This window comes from Streptomyces sp. NBC_01317, assembly GCF_035961655.1.
Taxonomy (GTDB): Bacteria; Actinomycetota; Actinomycetes; order Streptomycetales; family Streptomycetaceae; genus Streptomyces.
Genome location: NZ_CP108393.1, coordinates 6,827,398 through 6,845,222 on the forward strand (window position 1 = coordinate 6,827,398; position 17,825 = coordinate 6,845,222).

The window sequence follows — 17,825 nt, forward strand, 5'->3', positions numbered from 1 at the left end:
CACCTATGAGCACTCCTGTGATCCCTGGGACGGGCCCCGGGACCCCGGCGGCCCCGGTGGTCGGGGTACTCGCCCTCCAGGGCGACGTCCGGGAGCATCTGGCCGCCCTGGCCGCGGCGGGCGCCGTGGCCAGGACGGTACGGCGCCCGGAGGAACTGGCCGCGGTCGAGGGCCTGGTGATCCCCGGCGGTGAGTCCACCACCATGTCGAAGCTGGCCGTGCTCTTCGGGATGCTGGAGCCGCTCCGCGAGCGGATCGCGGCCGGGATGCCCGTCTACGGCACCTGCGCCGGGATGATCCTGCTGGCCGGCAAGATCCTCGACCCCCGGTCCGGGCAGGAGACGCTCGGCGGGATCGACATGATCGTGCGCCGGAACGCCTTCGGGCGGCAGAACGAGTCCTTCGAGGCGTCCGTGGACGTCACCGGCGTCGAAGGCGGCCCCGTGGAGGGTGTGTTCATCCGGGCACCCTGGGTCGAGTCGGTCGGCGCCGAGGTGGAGGTGCTGGCGGAGTACGGGGGCCATGTGGTCGCCGTACGGCAGGGCACGGCCCTCGCGACGTCGTTCCACCCCGAACTGACCGGCGACCACCGCCTGCACCGCTTCTTCTCCGACATGGTGCGCTCCGCACGGTGACGGTGGGCCGGTAGGATCGCTGCCGAACGGAGCAGGATCGGTTACGCGAAGGAGACAGGCAGATGTCCGGCCACTCTAAATGGGCTACGACGAAGCACAAGAAGGCCGTGATCGATGCCAAGCGCGGCAAGCTCTTCGCGAAGCTGATCAAGAACATCGAGGTCGCGGCCCGCAGCGGTGGCGCCGACATCGAGGGCAACCCGACGCTGTTCGACGCCATCCAGAAGGCGAAGAAGAGCTCGGTGCCGAACAAGAACATCGACTCGGCGGTCAAGCGCGGGGCCGGCCTGGAGGCCGGTGGCGCCGACTACGAGACGATCATGTACGAGGGTTACGGCCCGAACGGGGTCGCGGTGCTCATCGAGTGCCTCACGGACAACCGCAACCGCGCGGCCTCCGACGTCCGGGTCGCCATGACCCGTAACGGCGGTTCGATGGCCGATCCCGGTTCCGTCTCGTACCTCTTCCACCGCAAGGGCGTCGTGATCGTCCCCAAGGGCGAGCTGGGCGAGGACGACGTCCTGGGTGCCGTGCTCGACGCGGGCGCCGAGGAGGTCAACGACCTGGGCGAGTCCTTCGAGGTGCTCAGCGAGGCCACCGACCTGGTCGCGGTCCGTACGTCCCTCCAGGACGCGGGCATCGACTACGACTCCGCCGACGCCAGCTTCGTCCCGACCATGCAGGTCGACCTGGACGAGGAGGGCGCGCGCAAGATCTTCAAGCTCATCGACGCGCTGGAGGAGAGCGACGACGTGCAGAACGTCTTCGCCAACTTCGACGTCTCGGACGAAGTGATGGAGAAGGTCGACGCCTGAGCGTCCACCGCTGACACCGCTTCACCTGACGGACCGACGGGGCAGGGCTCCGTCGGTCCGTCCTGTTGTCAGTGGCGACCGATACTGTGCTGATCAGCGAAGTCGAACGCGAGCAGCGGGAACGTGGGCACGGAGAGCGGGAGGGGGCGCGATGCGGGTGCTGGGGGTCGACCCGGGGCTGACCCGGTGCGGGGTCGGCGTGGTCGAGGGTGTCGCGGGCCGCCCGCTGACGATGCTGGGCGTCGGGGTCGTACGGACACCGGCGGACGCCGAGATCGGGATGCGGCTGGTCGCCATCGAGCAGGGCATCGAAGCCTGGCTCGACGAACACCGCCCCGAACTGGTCGCGGTGGAGCGGGTGTTCGCCCAGCACAACGTCCGTACGGTCATGGGTACGGCCCAGGCCAGCGCGGTCGCCATGCTCTGCGCCTCCCGCCGGGGCATCCCCGTGGCGCTGCACACCCCCAGCGAGGTCAAGGCCGCCGTCACCGGCAGCGGCCGGGCGGACAAGGCGCAGGTCGGCGCGATGGTCACGCGGCTGCTGCGGCTGGCCGCCCCGCCGAAACCGGCCGACGCGGCCGACGCCCTCGCGCTCGCCATCTGCCACATCTGGCGTGCCCCCGCCATGAACCGCCTCCAGCAGGCCCATGCCGCGGCCCACGCCTCCCGTATCCCCGCCAAGGCCCCCACCACCGCATCCGTACGGAAGGTCCCCCGATGATCGCCTTCGTCAGCGGCCCGGTCGCCGCGCTCGCCCCGACCACGGCCGTCATCGAGGTCGGCGGCGTCGGCATGGCCGTCCAGTGCACCCCCGGGACCCTCGCCGGACTCCGGATCGGCCAGGACGCCAAGCTCGCCACCTCCCTCGTCGTCCGCGAGGACTCGCTCACGCTGTACGGCTTCGCGGACGACGACGAGCGCCAGGTGTTCGAGCTGCTCCAGACCGCCAGCGGCGTCGGCCCGCGCCTCGCCCAGGCCATGCTCGCCGTGCACAGCCCCGACACCCTGCGGATCGCGGTGGCCAACGGCGACGAGAAGACGCTGACGGCCGTCCCCGGCATCGGCAAGCGGGGCGCCCAGAAGCTGCTGCTGGAGCTCAAGGACCGGCTCGGCGCACCCGTGGGACCGGCCCGCGCGCAGGGCATCGGCACAGCGCTCCCCGCCTCCTGGAGCGACCAGCTGCACGCCGCGCTGATCGGTCTCGGGTACGCCACCCGCGAGGCCGACGAGGCGGTCACGCTGGTCACCCCGCAGGCCGAGGCCGCCGTCGCGGAGGGGCTCCAGCCACCTGTGCCGCAGCTGCTGCGGGCCGCGCTCCAGAGCCTGAACAGAACGCGCTGAGCGAGACAGCACGGTGGGACAGCACGGCGGGACAGAGTGAACGCCGGGACCGAGCGAACTGACGGTGAGACAGAGTGAACATCGGCGGGACAGAGTGAACTGGGACGACACCGGCGCCGACACACAGGCACCCGACGACAGGGACGACCGGCTCGTCGCCCCGTCCGCGGACGGGGAGGACCAGGCCGTCGAAGCGGCCCTGCGCCCCAAGTCGCTGGACGAGTTCGTGGGCCAGGAGCGGGTCCGCGAGCAGCTCGACCTGGTCCTCAAGGCGGCGCTCGCCCGCGGCGCCACCGCCGACCACGTGCTGCTCTCCGGCGCGCCGGGACTCGGCAAGACCACCCTCTCCATGATCATCGCGGCCGAGATGAACGCCCCGATCCGCATCACCTCGGGCCCCGCCATCCAGCACGCCGGCGACCTCGCGGCGATCCTCTCCTCCCTCCAGGAGGGTGAGGTCCTCTTCCTCGACGAGATCCACCGCATGTCCCGGCCCGCCGAGGAGATGCTCTACATGGCGATGGAGGACTTCCGGGTCGACGTCATCGTCGGCAAGGGCCCCGGCGCCACCGCCATCCCGCTGGAGCTGCCGCCCTTCACCCTGGTCGGCGCCACCACGCGGGCCGGTCTGCTGCCGCCCCCGCTGCGTGACCGGTTCGGCTTCACCGGTCACATGGAGTTCTACGAGAGCGCCGAGCTGGAGCGCGTCATCCACCGTTCGGCCCAGCTCCTCGACCTGGAGATCGACACGGAGGGCGCCGCCGAGATCGCCGGGCGCTCGCGCGGCACGCCCCGTATCGCCAACCGCCTGCTGCGGCGGGTACGGGACTACGCCCAGGTCAAGGCCGACGGCGTGATCAACCGCGAGATCGCCCAGGTCGCCCTCGCGGTGTACGAGGTCGACGCGCGGGGTCTCGACCGCCTCGACCGGGCCGTGCTCAGGGCCCTCCTCAAGCTCTTCGGCGGCGGTCCCGTGGGCCTGTCGACCCTGGCCGTGGCCGTGGGGGAGGAGCGTGAGACGGTGGAGGAGGTCGCCGAGCCGTTCCTCGTACGGGAGGGCCTGCTGGCCCGCACCCCCCGCGGCCGGGTCGCCACCCCCGCGGCCTGGGCGCACCTGGGGCTCGTGCCCCCGCGGCAGGCCCCGGGCGCAGCGGGACAACAGGGTCTGTTCGGGACGTGAGGCGCAGCACGCTCGACCGGGGCGGAACCAGGGTGCGATGCTGGGCGTTGTTCCAACGACGCGGACTCGCTTAGACTCCGCCGATGCCGCCCTTCCGGGTCGGCATGCCCACCCCCGTATATGAGGCCGTTCTCCAGCGCGGTCGTGCGAAGGAAGTTCCCTCCCGTGAGTCCAGTGACCCTTCTCCCCTTCATCGTGCTCATCGGGGCCATGTTCCTGATGACCCGGTCCGCCAAGAAGAAGCAGCAGGCCGCCGCGCAGATGCGCAGCGACATGCAGCCCGGCACCGGCGTCCGGACGATCGGCGGCATGTACGCCACGGTGAAGGAGGTGCACGAGGACATGGTCATTCTTGAGGTCGCTCCCGGCGTACACGCCGTCTACGCCAAGAACTCCATCGGCGCGGTGCTGGACGACGACGAGTACAACCGCATCGTGCACGGCGACGACCTGACGTCCGACGACACCGTCGTCCCCGACGACGCCTCGTCGCTCATCGACGCCGACGCCACCGACGCGGATGCCACCCACGGCGTTGCCAAGATCGACCTGGGCAAGCGCCCCGAGGCCGACGAGGCGGACGAGGCCAAGGCCGACAAGGAGGAGCCCGCGGCGGCCGAGGTCAAGGCCGAGGTCAAGGCGGCCGAGACCAAGGACGCCAAGGCCGAGGGCGAAGCGGACGCGAAGTAGTCGGTCCGTGACCGAGGGCCGCTCCGCGGTCCTCGTCGGCGTGCGTTCCGTGCTGTTTTCTGCGGGGGCAGGTCCCCACATCACTTCGTGGCCGCTCCGGCGCACACCCGGCGCGGGGCGGTTGGACAGGGAGAAACGAGAAGGTGGCAGCACCTAATAAGGGCCGAAGGCAGGCAGGGTCCCCAGGCAGGCCGGGGCGCACCCTGGTCCTGTTCCTGATTGCCATGGTCGCCCTCACCGGCGGCATGTTCTGGTCCGGTCATGTCACGCCACGCCTGGGGATCGACCTCGCGGGCGGCACGAGCATCACGCTCCAGGCGAAGAACACGCCGGGCAAGCCGAACGCGATCAACAAGACCAACATGGACACCGCGGTCAACATCATCGACCGCCGCGTCAATGGTCTGGGTGTCTCCGAGGCCGAGGTTCAGACCCAGGGTGACAAGAACATCATTGTCAACATCCCCAAGGGAACGAACAGCAAGCAGGCCCAGGACCAGGTCGGTACGACGGCCCAGCTCTTCTTCCGGCCGGTGCTGACCTACGCGCCCGGTACGCCCACGGCACCGGAGCCGGCGCCCAGCACCTCCCCGAGCGGCTCCGCGAAGCCCTCGGCGAGCGGCAAGCCCCAGGCGGACAGCTCGAAGTCGTCGACGCCGAGCCCGTCGAGCACCACCCAGGGCCGGGCGGTCACGGACGCGCTCAAGAAGGCGCCGACGCCCACCCCCACCCCCGGTGCCAGTGACGCGCCCCCCGCCGCCACGACGCCTCCGGACCCGGCGGCCACGACGCCTCCGGACCCGGCCACCGCCGCCCTGGAGAAGAAGTTCACGGCGCTCGACTGCCGCGACGAGGCGTCCCGTACGACGGTCAACCAGAGCAGCGGTCCCAAGGACACGATCGTCGCCTGCGGCCAGGACACCACCGGCAAGAACTGGGACAAGTACATCCTCGGCCCGGCCGAGCTGGACGGCACCGACGTCGCCAAGGCGAAGGGCGTGCTCGACCAGCAGCGCGGCATGTGGATCGTCCAGATGGACTTCACCGGCGGCGGTACGAAGAAGTTCCAGTCGATCACCGGCAAGCTCTCGCAGCAGCAGCCCCCGATGAACCAGTTCGCGATCGTGCTCGACGGCAACGTCGTCTCGGCGCCCTCGGTGGCCCAGACCCTCGGCGCCAGCGCCGAGATCTCCGGCAGCTTCGACCAGGAGTCGGCGCAGAACCTGGGCAACATCCTGTCCTTCGGCGCGCTCCCGCTCTCCTTCGACGTGGCGAGCACCACCACGGTCACCGCCGCGCTCGGCGGTGAGCAGCTGCACGCCGGCCTCATCGCCGGTGCGATCGGCCTGGCGCTGGTCATCATCTACCTGGTGGCGTACTACCGCGGCCTGTCGCTGATCGCGATCCTCAGCCTCGGCGCCTCGGCGATCATGACGTACACGATCATGTCGCTCCTCGGCCCGGGCATCGGCTTCGCCCTGAACCTGCCCGCGGTGTGTGGTGCGATCGTTGCGATCGGTATCACCGCGGACTCGTTCATCGTGTACTTCGAGAGAGTCCGTGACGAGATCCGCGAGGGCCGCACGCTGCGCCCCGCCGTCGAGCGCGCCTGGCCGCGCGCCCGGCGCACGATCCTGGTCTCCGACTTCGTGTCGTTCCTCGCCGCCGCCGTGCTGTTCGTCGTCACGGTCGGCAAGGTCCAGGGCTTCGCGTTCACCCTCGGTCTGACCACCGTCCTCGACGTGGTCGTGGTGTTCTTCTTCACCAAGCCCGTGATGACGCTCATGGCCCGCAAGAAGTTCTTCTCCGAGGGACACGGCTGGTCCGGCCTGGACCCGAAGCGGCTCGGCGCCAAGCCGCCGCTGCGCCGTTCGCGCCCCAACCTCCTGGAAGAAGACCCGCCCGAGCCACCGCGGCGCCGCTCCCGCGTCAGCGCCGCCCCGACCGACTCGAAGGAGGCGTGAGATGTCGCGACTCGGCGCACTCGGCGCCCGGCTGTACCGCGGTGAGGTCGGCTACGACTTCATCGGCAAGCGGAAGGTCTGGTACGGGCTCTCGATCCTGATCACCATCACGGCCATCCTCGGCCTGGCGGTGCAGGGCCTCAACATGGGCATCGAGTTCAAGGGCGGTGCCGTCTTCACCACCCCGAAGACGAGCATCTCCGTCTCGCAGGCCCAGACGGACGCCCAGGAGGCGGCCGGCCACGACGCCATCGTCCAGAAGCTCGGCAACGGGACCCTCAGGATCCAGGTCACCGAGCTGAGCCAGGCGCAGGCCGACAAGGTCAAGACGCAGCTGGCGAAGGACCTGAGCGTCGACGAGAACAAGATCGCCGCCGACATCGTCGGTCCCAGCTGGGGCGAGACGATCGCCAACAAGGCCTGGACGGGCCTGGCGGTCTTCATGGTCCTGGTGGTGATCTATCTCGCCATCGCCTTCGAGTGGCGGATGGCCGTCGCCGCCCTCATCGCCCTGATCCACGACCTCACCATCACCGTCGGGGTGTACGCCCTGGTGGGCTTCGAGGTGACGCCGGGCACCGTGATCGGTCTGCTGACGATTCTCGGTTACTCCTTGTACGACACCGTGGTCGTCTTCGACAGCCTCAAGGAGGGGTCGAAGGGCATCACCAAGCAGACCCGGTGGTACTACAGCGAGGTGGCCAACCGGTCCATCAACGGGACCCTGGTCCGCTCCATCAACACCACCGTGGTCGCGCTGCTCCCCGTCGCCGGCCTGCTCTTCATCGGTGGCGGCGTCCTGGGCGCCGGCATGCTGAACGACATCTCGCTGTCGCTCTTCGTCGGTCTCGCCGCCGGCGCGTACTCCTCGATCTTCATCGCCACTCCGCTCGTCGCCGACCTCAAGGAACGCGACCCGCAGATGAAGGCCCTGAAGAAGCGGGTGCTCGCCAAGCGCGCGGCGGCCGCGGCCAAGGGTGAGCCGGCCGAGGGGTCCGAGGAGACGGACGTGCGGTACGACGACGAGCCGGAGGACGCCCCCCACGGGGTCGCGACCGCCGCCGCCGTCGCCGGACCGCGCAGCAGCCGAGGCGGCCGGGGCCGTCCCTCGGGACGGCGGCGGTGACCGACGCCAGCACCAGGGACCTGCTCCTCAGCCGTATCCGTGATGTCGCGGACCACCCGAAGCCCGGGATCGTCTTCAAGGACATCACCCCGCTGCTGGCGGACCCGAAGGCGTTCTCGGCGCTGACGGACGCGCTCGCCGCGCTGTGCGTCGCGTACGGGGCGACGAAGGTCGTCGGCCTGGAGGCCCGCGGCTTCATCCTGGCCGCGCCGGTCGCGGTCCGGGCGGGCCTGGGCTTCATCCCCGTACGCAAGGCGGGCAAGCTCCCGGGCGCGACCCTGTCGCAGTCCTACGAGCTGGAGTACGGCACCGCCGAGATGGAGGTCCACGCCGAGGACCTGGGGGAGGGGGACCGCGTCATCGTCATCGACGACGTCCTCGCCACCGGGGGCACGGCGGAGGCCTCCGTGGAGCTGGTCCGGCGGGCCGGGGCCGAGGTCGTGGGGGTGGCGGTCCTTCTGGAGCTGGCCTTCCTGGGCGGCCGGGCCCGTCTGGAGCCGTCGCTGCGCGGCGCCCCGCTGGAGGCGCTGCTCACGTTCTGAGCGCCGACCGGGCCGTACGGAAACGTACGGACGCCTGACGGCACCCGTACGGAGTACCGGCGGAGCGCCCGTCGGGCGGCACGCGAAAGATACACACGCGTCACAGGGAACACGCACGAAACGCGCAGGGACGGGCACCCGGGAACAAGCGGGTGCCCGTCCCGCGTTTCGTAAACCCTTCGGTCCCGGGGCGAGAGGGGCGCCCGAGGTCGATACCATGGAGCTTCCGGCCCTGTCCGGGGGTCCCGGAACCGCACGAGGAGCGCTCTTGCCAGACGAGGCACAGCCACTGGCCGCCGCGACGCCCGAGCAGCACGCAGCCCAGGCCGCGGCGCGGCCGGCCGCGCCCCAGGACAAGGCGGCCGCGGACAAGGCGGCCGCCGCGGACACGTCCGCGCCGAAGGCGGCGGAGAACGGCCGGCCGGCGCCGGGCACCCCCGCGCCCGTGGAGCCGCAGGCCGCGAAGCCCGCGCCCGAGCTGCCCTCGACCCCGGTCACCGCCCCCAAGCCGGCGCCCGCGACCCCGCCCCGTACCGGCGGGTCCTCCAACCGGGTACGGGCCAGGCTCGCGCGGCTCGGCGTGCAGCGCTCGTCCACGTACAACCCGGTCCTGGAGCCGCTCCTGCGGACCGTGCGCGGCAACGACCCGAAGATCGAGACCGCCACGCTGCGCCAGATCGAGAACGCGTACCAGGTCGCCGAGCGCTGGCACCGCGGCCAGAAGCGCAAGAGCGGCGACCCGTACATCACGCACCCCCTCGCCGTGACGACGATCCTCGCCGAGCTGGGCATGGACCCCGCCACCCTGATGGCGGGCCTGCTGCACGACACGGTCGAGGACACCGAGTACGGCCTGGACACCCTGCGCCGTGACTTCGGCGACCAGGTCGCGCTGCTGGTCGACGGCGTGACCAAGCTGGACCGCGTCAAGTTCGGCGAGGCCGCGCAGGCCGAGACCGTACGCAAGATGGTCGTGGCCATGGCCAAGGACCCGCGTGTCCTGGTCATCAAGCTCGCCGACCGGCTGCACAACATGCGCACGATGCGGTACCTCAAGCGGGAGAAGCAGGAGAAGAAGGCCCGCGAGACGCTGGAGATCTACGCGCCGCTGGCCCACCGCCTGGGCATGAACACCATCAAGTGGGAGCTGGAGGACCTCGCCTTCGCGATCCTCTACCCCAAGATGTACGACGAGATCGTGCGGCTCGTCGCCGAGCGCGCCCCCAAGCGGGACGAATACCTCGCCATAGTGACCGACGAGGTGCAGTCCGACCTGCGCGCGGCCCGGATCAAGGCCACCGTCACCGGCCGGCCGAAGCACTACTACAGCGTCTACCAGAAGATGATCGTCCGCGGCCGTGACTTCGCGGAGATCTACGACCTGGTGGGCATCCGTGTCCTGGTCGACACCGTCCGTGACTGCTACGCGGCGCTCGGCACCGTCCACGCCCGGTGGAACCCGGTCCCGGGGCGGTTCAAGGACTACATCGCGATGCCCAAGTTCAACATGTACCAGTCGCTGCACACGACGGTCATCGGCCCCAACGGCAAGCCCGTCGAGCTCCAGATCCGTACGTTCGACATGCACCGCCGCGCCGAGTACGGCATCGCCGCGCACTGGAAGTACAAGCAGGAGGCCGTCGCCGGCACCTCCAAGGTCCGCACCGACGTGCCCCGGTCCACCAGCAGGGTCGGCGGCCAGGACACCGTCAACGACATGGCGTGGCTGCGCCAGCTCCTCGACTGGCAGAAGGAGACCGAGGACCCCAGCGAGTTCCTGGAGTCCCTGCGCTTCGACCTGTCGCGCAACGAGGTCTTCGTCTTCACGCCGAAGGGCGACGTCATAGCGCTGCCGGCCGGGGCCACCCCCGTCGACTTCGCCTACGCCGTCCACACGGAGGTCGGCCACCGGACCATAGGGGCACGGGTCAACGGGCGGCTCGTCCCGCTCGAATCGACGCTCGACAACGGTGATCTGGTGGAGGTCTTCACCTCCAAGGCGTCCGGGGCGGGCCCGTCCCGCGACTGGCTGGGTTTCGTCAAGTCGCCGCGTGCCAGGAACAAGATCCGTGGGTGGTTCTCCAAGGAGCGCCGCGACGAGGCCATCGAGCAGGGCAAGGACGCCATCGCCAAGGCGATGCGCAAGCAGAACCTGCCGATCCAGCGGATCCTCACCGGCGACTCCCTGGTCACCCTCGCGCACGAGATGCGCTACCCGGACATCTCGTCCTTGTACGCGGCGATCGGCGAGGGCCATGTGACGGCGCAGAGCGTCGTCCAGAAGCTGGTGCAGGCCCTCGGCGGCGAGGAGGCGGCCAACGAGGACATCGCCGAGACGGCCCCGCCGTCGCACGGCCGCAGCAAGCGCCGCTCCAGCGCGGACCCCGGCGTGGTCGTCAAGGGCGTGGACGACGTGTGGGTGAAGCTCGCCCGCTGCTGTACGCCGGTGCCGGGCGATCCGATCATCGGGTTTGTCACGCGGGGCGCGGGCGTTTCCGTGCACCGCGCGGACTGCGTCAACGTGGACTCGCTCTCGCAACAGCCCGAACGCATGCTCGAAGTCGAGTGGGCGCCGACCCAGTCGTCGGTGTTCCTGGTCGCCATCCAGGTCGAGGCGCTGGACCGGTCGCGGCTGCTGTCGGACGTCACGCGCGTCCTCTCCGACCAGCACGTCAACATCCTGTCGGCGGCGGTCCAGACGTCACGCGACCGGGTGGCCACCTCACGCTTCACCTTCGAGATGGGCGACCCCAAGCACCTCGGGCACGTCCTGAAGGCGGTACGGGGCGTGGAGGGCGTGTACGACGTCTACCGGGTGACGTCGGCGCGCAGGCCGTAAGAAGTCCTGGCGTACGAAGAGGCTCCCCGTACGTCCTGTACGGGGAGCCTCTTCGTACGACCCCGGAGGGTCCGGCGCGGTGTCAGCCGCCGAACTCCTGGAGACCCTTGAGCGCCTGGTCCAGCAGTGCCTGCCGGCCCTCCAGCTCCTTGGCGAGCTTGTCCGCCCTGGCGTTGTTGCCCGCCGCCCGCGCCGTGTCGATCTGCCCGCGCAGCTTGTCGACGGCGGCCTGGAGCTGACCCGTCAGACCCGCGGCACGCGCGCGTGCCTCCGGGTTCGTACGGCGCCACTCGTTCTCCTCGGACTCCTGGAGAGCCCGCTCCACCGCCTGCATCCGGCCCTCGACCCGCGGCCGGGCGTCGCGCGGCACATGCCCCACGGCCTCCCAGCGCTCGTTGAGGGCGCGGAAGGCGGCCCTGGCGGCCTTGAGGTCCTTCACCGGGACCAGCCGTTCGGCCTCGGTGGCGAGATCCTCCTTGACCTTCAGGTTCTCGGTCTGCTCCGCGTCCCGCTCGGCGAAGACCTCACCGCGCGCCGCGAAGAAGACGTCCTGCGCGCCGCGGAAACGGTTCCACAGATCGTCCTCGGCCTCGCGCTGGGCGCGGCCCGCCGCCTTCCAGTCCGTCATCAGCTCGCGGTAACGCGCGGCCGTGTCGCCCCAGTCGGTGGACTTGGAGAGCGTCTCCGCCTCGGCGACCAGCTTCTCCTTCGCCTTACGGGCGTCCTCACGCTGCGCGTCGAGGGCGGCGAAGTGCGCCTTGCGGCGCTTGGAGAAGGCCGAGCGCGCGTGCGAGAAGCGGTGCCACAGCTCGTCGTCGGACTTCCGGTCGAGCCTGGGCAGGCCCTTCCAGATGTCCACGAGCGCCCGCAGCCGCTCGCCGGCCGACCGCCACTGGTCGCTCTGCGCCAGCTCCTCGGCCTCGGTGACGAGCGCCCCCTTGGCCACCTTGGCCTCGTCGGTCTGCTTCGCCCGCTGCACCTTGCGCTCCTCGCGGCGCGCGTCGACCGTCGCGACCAGGGCGTCGAGCCGCTTGCGCAGCGCGTCCAGGTCGCCCACGGAATGGTGCTCGTCCACCTGGCCGCGCAGATGGTCGATGGCCGCCGTCGCGTCCTTCGCGGACAGGTCGGTGGTCTTCACCCGCCGTTCGAGGAGGCCGATCTCGACAACCAGGCCCTCGTACTTGCGCTCGAAATAGGCCAGAGCCTCATCCGGAGAGCCTGCCTGCCAGGATCCGACGACCTGTTCGCCGTCGGCCGTACGCACGTACACGGTGCCCGTCTCGTCGACACGGCCCCACGGGTCGCTGCTCACAGCGCCTCCTCCACCTGATGCCTGCGGGGGAGTTCGCCCCCGGGCATCGTCCACAGTTTCCTGGGACGGGCTCGCGCCCGTCCTCCACCCCGCCAATCTAGGCGACCGGCGGGCCGGCTGTCCGCACTCCGCACGGCCGAATTCAGAGGGTCACGCCTTGTCGACCGTGCCCTTCTCGATGGTGACGGCCTTCTTGGGGGCGCCGTCGCCCGTGGCACCGTCCACACCGGCCTTGGCCACGGCATCCACGACCTTCAGGCTGTCCGCGTCCATCGTGCCGAACGGGGTGTACGTGGGGGGCAGTTTGGTGTCCTTGTACACGAGGAAGAACTGGCTGCCACCGGTGTGCGGCTGGCCGGTATTGGCCATCGCGACCGTCCCTGCCTTGTACGTCACCGCGCCGTCGGCGGCCGGCTTGCCCAGGGACTTGAGGTTCTCGTCCGGGATCGTGTAGCCGGGGCCGCCCGTACCGTCGCCCTTGGGGTCGCCGCACTGGAGCACGTAGATACCCTGGGTGGTCAGACGGTGGCACTTCGTGTTGTCGAAGTACTTCTTGTCCGCCAGGGACTTGAACGAGTTCACGGTGCTCGGCGTCTTCGCGGCGTCCATCGCGATGGCGATGTCCCCCACGTTCGTCTTGAGCGACATCGTGTACTCGGCCGTCTTGTCGATCGTGATCTTCGGCTCGGGGGAGGCTGCCTCGGTCGGCTCGGGCGACGCCGGGGGAGAGGTCGCCGGGGCCGCGGCGTCGCTCTTGCCGTCCTTGTCGCTGTCGGTCAGACCGCCCACGGCGTACGCGGCGCCGCCGGCGGCCACCACGACGGCCAGCACGGACGCGATGATGACATTGCGCCGCTTGGCCTTCTGACGGGCCTCCACCCTGCGCTGCTGCTGCCGCTCGAACTTCTCCCGGGCGAGCTGCCGCCGCCGCTGATCGGTCCCTGCCACCGGGTCTTCTCCTCGTTCGTCGTGATGCTGGGTTACGGGGCCAGGCACTGGGGCCTGGCCCCGTACGGTATATGGGTTAGCTGTGGAATGAGCAGCGCCGGTAGGCTCTGGTCCACCGCATCGTCGTACCTGAAACCGCCGCAGCGCCCTTTCCCGGGGTCCACATCGGGGATTCGGGGACATCGGTGACATCTCGCCACCTCGACATCTAAGGACGATCGTGCTCATTGCCGGGTTCCCCGCCGGGGCCTGGGGGACCAACTGCTATCTGGTCGCCCCCGCCGCGGGTGAGGAGTGCGTGATCATCGACCCCGGCCACCAGGCCACCGAGGGCGTCGCGGACACCGTACGCAAGCACGGGCTCAAGCCCGTCGCCGTCATCCTCAGCCACGGTCACCTCGACCACGTCGCCTCGGTCGTCCCCGTCTGCGGCGCGCACGACGTGCCCGCGTGGATCCACCCCGCCGACCGGTACATGATGAGCGACCCGGAGAAGGGCCTCGGCCGCTCGATCGGGACGCCGCTGATGGACGGGATCACGGTGGGCGAGCCGTCCGACCTGCGGGTGCTGACCGACGGCGCCACGCTGCGCCTGGCGGGCCTGGACTTCACCGTCGCGCACGCGCCCGGCCATACCAAGGGGTCGGTGACCTTCGGACTGCCCGAGGCCGCCGGTGGGGACGACATCCCCCCGGTGCTGTTCTCGGGTGATCTGCTGTTCGCCGGCTCCGTCGGACGCACCGACCTGCCCGGCGGCGACCACGCCGAGATGCTCGAATCGCTGGCCCGCGTGTGCCTGCCGCTCGACGACTCGACCGTGGTGCTCTCGGGCCACGGCCCCCAGACGACCATCGGCCGGGAGCGCGCCACCAACCCGTATTTGCGGGACGTGGCCGCCGGCCTCGGACGCGGCCAGGACGCCGCTCCGCGACGAGGAATGTGAAACAGCGAACCCCATGAGCACCTTCCAGGCCCCCAAGGGGACCTACGACCTTCTCCCCCCGGCCTCCGCGGTCCACCTCGCCGTCCGGGACGCGATCTCCGCGCCGTTGCGCACCTCGGGCTACGGCTATGTCGAGACGCCGGGCTTCGAGGACGTCGAGCTCTTCGCGCGCGGTGTCGGTGAGTCCACCGACATCGTCACGAAGGAGATGTACACCCTCACCACCAAAGGTGGTTCCGAGCTGGCGCTGCGCCCCGAAGGCACCGCCTCGGTGCTGCGCGCCGCGCTGGAGGCCAACCTCCACAAGGCCGGGAACCTGCCCGTCAAGCTCTGGTACTCCGGCTCGTACTACCGCTACGAGCGTCCCCAGAAGGGCCGTTACCGCCACTTCTCCCAGGTCGGGGCCGAGGCCATCGGCTCCGAGGACCCCGCGCTGGACGCGGAGCTGATCATCCTGGCCGACCAGGCGTACCGCTCGCTGGGCCTGCGGGACTTCCGTATCCTCCTCAACTCCCTGGGCGACAAGGAGTGCAGGCCGGTCTACCGCGAAGCCCTCCAGGGCTTCCTGCGTGGGCTCGACCTGGACGAGGAGACGCGCCGCCGCATCGACATCAACCCGCTGCGCGTCCTCGACGACAAGCGCGCCGAGGTACGGAAACAGCTCGTCGGCGCGCCGCTGCTGCGGGACTACCTGTGCGACGCCTGCCGGGCGTACCACGACGAGGTCCGTGCGCTGCTGGCCTCGGCGGGCGTCGGGTACGAGGACGACGACCGGCTCGTCCGGGGGCTCGACTACTACACCCGTACGACCTTCGAGTTCGTCCACGACGGGCTCGGCGCGCAGTCCGCGGTGGGCGGCGGCGGCCGGTACGACGGGCTGTCCGAGATGATCGGCGGGCCCGCGCTGCCCTCCGTGGGCTGGGCGCTCGGGGTGGACCGCACGGTGCTGGCGCTGGAGGCGGAGGGCATCACGCTCGCCCTGCCCGCCCCGGTGACCGTGTACGCGGTCGCCCTCGGCGACGAGGCGCGGCGCCTGCTCTTCGCCGTGGTCACCGACCTGCGCAAGGCCGGGATCGCCGCGGACTTCTCGTACGGCGAGCGGGGCCTCAAGGGCCACATGAAGAACGCCAACCGGTCCGGCGCGCGGTTCACGATCGTCGCCGGGGAGCGCGATCTCGCCGAGGGTGTCGCCCAGCTCAAGGACATGGAGTCCGGCGAGCAGGTTCCGGTCGCCGTCGACGCCCTGGTGGCGGAGATCGGGAGCAGGCTCGGCTGAGCCTCCGTACCCGGGTCCTTATCTCCACCGAACGGTGGAGATGGGGACGCGTACGGCACAATGGGCCTGCCCACCCCACAGGCCCAGGCCACACAGCGACGGATCACAGATATGACCAGTGCAACGCTCGACGACGTCTCCTCGGACCACGAGGAAGGCGGCGGCGCCCCCGGCGCGGTCGGTGCCGGCCGGGCGTTCGCGCTGATGCTGGTGATCACCGGTGCGATGGGGCTGCTGGCGGCGTGGGTGATCACGCTGGACAAGTTCAAGCTGCTGGAGGACCCGAACTTCACCCCGGGATGCAGTCTGAATCCGGTGGTGTCCTGCGGGAACATCATGAAGAGCGCGCAGGCGTCGGCGTTCGGGTTCCCGAATCCGATGCTGGGGCTGGCGACCTACCCGGTGGTGATGGGGATCGGTCTGGCGCTGCTGGCCGGGGCGCGCTACCGGCGGTGGTTCTGGCTGGGGCTGAACGCGGGCACGTTGTTCGGTGTCGGATTCTGCACCTGGCTTCAGTACCAGTCCCTCTACAACATCAACTCCCTGTGCCTGTGGTGCTGCCTCGCGTGGGTCGGCACGATCGTCATGTTCTGGTACGTGACCTCCCACAACCTCCGCCACGGGATCATCCCCGCGCCCGCCGGGCTGCGGAGCCTGCTGAGCGAGTTCACCTGGGTCCTGCCCGCCCTGCACATCGGACTCATCGGGGTGCTCATCCTGATCCGCTGGTGGGACTTCTGGACCGGCTGACCTCCGGCTGGCCTCTGGCCGACCCGCCCGTCGCAGGTCCGGCGGCTTCGCACCGGCCGGACTGTCAGTGGGCTGGCATAGGCTTCACATGTGGAGCCAGACCTCTTTACCGCAGCCGCCGAAGAGCGCCAGGAGAAGGACCCGTCCAGCAGTCCCCTGGCCGTCCGGATGCGCCCGCGTGTCGTGGACGAGGTGGTGGGCCAGCGGCATCTGCTCAAGCCCGGGTCCCCGCTGCGCCGGCTGGTCGGTGAGGGCAGCGGCGGCCCCGCGGGCCCCTCGTCCGTGATCCTCTGGGGACCTCCGGGCACGGGCAAGACGACCCTGGCGTACGTGGTCTCCAAGGCGACCAACAAACGCTTCGTGGAGCTCTCCGCGATCACGGCGGGAGTGAAAGAGGTACGGGCGGTCATCGACGGCGCCCGCCGCGCCTCCGGAGGGTTCGGCAAGGACACCGTCCTCTTCCTCGACGAGATCCACCGGTTCAGCAAGGCCCAGCAGGACTCCCTCCTGCCCGCGGTGGAGAACCGCTGGGTGACGCTCATCGCCGCGACCACCGAGAATCCGTACTTCTCGATCATCTCCCCGCTGCTCTCCCGCTCCCTCCTGCTGACGCTGGAGCCGCTCACCGACGACGACCTGACCAGCCTGCTGCGCCGGGCCCTGACCGAGGAGCGGGGCCTCGGGGGCGCGGTCACCCTGCCCGACGACGCCGAGGCCCACCTGCTGCGGATCGCGGGCGGGGACGCGCGGCGCGCGCTGACGGCGCTGGAGGCGGCAGCCGGGGCGGCGCTCGCCAAGGGCGAGAAGGAGATCTCGCTCCAGACGGTCGAGGAGACGGTCGACCGGGCGGCGGTGATGTACGACCGGGACGGCGACCAGCACTACGACGTGGCGAGCGCGCTGATCAAGTCGATCCGGGGGTCGGACGTGGACGCGGCGCTGCACTATCTGGCCCGGATGATCGACGCGGGGGAGGACCCCCGGTTCATCGCCCGCCGCCTCATGATCTCGGCGAGCGAGGACATCGGCCTCGCGGACCCCGCCGCCCTGCCGCTGGCGGTCGCCGCCGCCCAGGCCGTCGCCATGATCGGCTTCCCGGAGGCCGCGCTCACCCTCAGCCACGCCACGATCGCCCTGGCCCTGGCCCCGAAGTCGAACGCGGCGACGCTGGCGATCGGGGGCGCCCTCGAAGACGTACGGAAGGGACTGACCGGCCAGATCCCGCCCCACCTGCGGGACGGCCACTACAAGGGCGCGGCCAAGCTCGGTCATGCCCAGGGGTACGTCTATCCGCACGACGTACCGGGCGGGATCGCCGCCCAGCAGTACGCGCCGGAGTCCGTCGCGGGCCGGCGGTACTACGAACCGACGCGGTACGGCGCGGAGGCGCGCTACGCGGACGTGGTCGACAAGGTCCGCGAGCGGCTGCGGGGGGACGGCTCCTGAGCCGCCCCGGCCCCCTTT

General features: G+C 70.5%; 16 protein-coding genes. 14 read left to right on the plus strand and 2 right to left on the minus strand.

The window, feature by feature from the left end; genetic code table 11:
* The first annotated feature begins 5 nt into the window (after window positions 1-5).
* From pdxT to OG349_RS29845, 10 genes are all read left to right on the plus strand, one after another.
* Window positions 6-635: a pyridoxal 5'-phosphate synthase glutaminase subunit PdxT gene (gene pdxT, locus OG349_RS29800; RefSeq protein WP_327237521.1), complete on the plus strand. Its 630-nt coding sequence runs from the start codon at window positions 6-8 to the stop codon at window positions 633-635.
* Between the two features lie 62 nt (window positions 636-697).
* Window positions 698-1,450, plus strand: coding sequence for a YebC/PmpR family DNA-binding transcriptional regulator (locus OG349_RS29805; protein ID WP_327237522.1), 753 nt, complete (start codon window positions 698-700; stop codon window positions 1,448-1,450).
* 151 nt (window positions 1,451-1,601) lie between these two features.
* The gene (gene ruvC / locus OG349_RS29810) at window positions 1,602-2,171 is read left to right on the plus strand and encodes a crossover junction endodeoxyribonuclease RuvC (protein ID WP_327237523.1); all 570 of its coding nucleotides are present in this window, start codon (window positions 1,602-1,604) and stop codon (window positions 2,169-2,171) included.
* Window positions 2,168-2,791 carry a Holliday junction branch migration protein RuvA gene (gene ruvA / locus OG349_RS29815; protein WP_327237524.1) on the plus strand — a complete coding sequence of 208 codons (624 nt, stop codon included), beginning with the start codon at window positions 2,168-2,170 and terminating at the stop codon, window positions 2,789-2,791. Before ruvC ends, ruvA begins: the two co-directional genes overlap by 4 nt.
* A 94-nt stretch (window positions 2,792-2,885) precedes the next feature.
* A complete protein-coding gene (ruvB, locus tag OG349_RS29820) occupies window positions 2,886-3,971 on the plus strand; it encodes a Holliday junction branch migration DNA helicase RuvB (protein WP_327237525.1) in 1,086 nt (361 codons plus the stop codon).
* A 165-nt stretch (window positions 3,972-4,136) separates the two neighbouring features.
* Complete coding sequence (gene yajC, locus OG349_RS29825; RefSeq protein ID WP_327237526.1) at window positions 4,137-4,661, plus strand: preprotein translocase subunit YajC; 525 nt, start codon at window positions 4,137-4,139, stop codon at window positions 4,659-4,661.
* A gap of 143 nt (window positions 4,662-4,804) precedes the next feature.
* A complete protein-coding gene (gene secD, locus OG349_RS29830) occupies window positions 4,805-6,625 on the plus strand; it encodes a protein translocase subunit SecD (protein ID WP_327237527.1) in 1,821 nt (606 codons plus the stop codon).
* A gap of 1 nt (window position 6,626) precedes the next feature.
* Complete coding sequence (gene secF / locus OG349_RS29835; protein ID WP_327237528.1) at window positions 6,627-7,751, plus strand: protein translocase subunit SecF; 1,125 nt, start codon at window positions 6,627-6,629, stop codon at window positions 7,749-7,751.
* The gene (locus OG349_RS29840; RefSeq protein ID WP_327237529.1) at window positions 7,748-8,293 is read left to right on the plus strand and encodes an adenine phosphoribosyltransferase; all 546 of its coding nucleotides are present in this window, start codon (window positions 7,748-7,750) and stop codon (window positions 8,291-8,293) included. Before secF ends, OG349_RS29840 begins: the two co-directional genes overlap by 4 nt.
* 268 nt (window positions 8,294-8,561) lie before the next feature.
* On the plus strand, window positions 8,562-11,132 hold the full coding sequence (locus OG349_RS29845) for a RelA/SpoT family protein (protein ID WP_327237530.1): 2,571 nt from the start codon (window positions 8,562-8,564) through the stop codon (window positions 11,130-11,132).
* A gap of 82 nt (window positions 11,133-11,214) precedes the next feature.
* Here the strand turns inward: OG349_RS29845 and OG349_RS29850 are convergent, their stop codons facing one another.
* Together OG349_RS29850 and OG349_RS29855 are read right to left on the minus strand one after the other, a co-directional pair.
* Window positions 11,215-12,444, minus strand: a complete 1,230-nt coding sequence (locus tag OG349_RS29850) for a DUF349 domain-containing protein (protein WP_327237531.1) — start codon at window positions 12,442-12,444, stop codon at window positions 11,215-11,217.
* 150 nt (window positions 12,445-12,594) lie between these two features.
* Window positions 12,595-13,392, minus strand: a complete 798-nt coding sequence (locus OG349_RS29855; protein ID WP_327237532.1) for a peptidylprolyl isomerase — start codon at window positions 13,390-13,392, stop codon at window positions 12,595-12,597.
* Between the two features lie 220 nt (window positions 13,393-13,612).
* On the opposite strand from OG349_RS29855, the gene OG349_RS29860 reads away from it, so the two are divergent.
* The 4 genes from OG349_RS29860 (at window position 13,613) to OG349_RS29875 (ending at window position 17,807) form a co-directional block, all read left to right on the plus strand.
* Window positions 13,613-14,335, plus strand: a complete 723-nt coding sequence (locus OG349_RS29860) for an MBL fold metallo-hydrolase (RefSeq protein ID WP_327237533.1) — start codon at window positions 13,613-13,615, stop codon at window positions 14,333-14,335.
* Between the two features lie 13 nt (window positions 14,336-14,348).
* Window positions 14,349-15,611, plus strand: coding sequence for a histidine--tRNA ligase (gene hisS, locus OG349_RS29865; RefSeq protein WP_327237534.1), 1,263 nt, complete (start codon window positions 14,349-14,351; stop codon window positions 15,609-15,611).
* Between the two features lie 111 nt (window positions 15,612-15,722).
* Window positions 15,723-16,361, plus strand: coding sequence for a vitamin K epoxide reductase family protein (locus tag OG349_RS29870; RefSeq protein ID WP_327237535.1), 639 nt, complete (start codon window positions 15,723-15,725; stop codon window positions 16,359-16,361).
* Between the two features lie 90 nt (window positions 16,362-16,451).
* Window positions 16,452-17,807 carry a replication-associated recombination protein A gene (locus tag OG349_RS29875; protein ID WP_327237536.1) on the plus strand — a complete coding sequence of 452 codons (1,356 nt, stop codon included), beginning with the start codon at window positions 16,452-16,454 and terminating at the stop codon, window positions 17,805-17,807.
* Window positions 17,808-17,825: the final 18 nt, after the last annotated feature.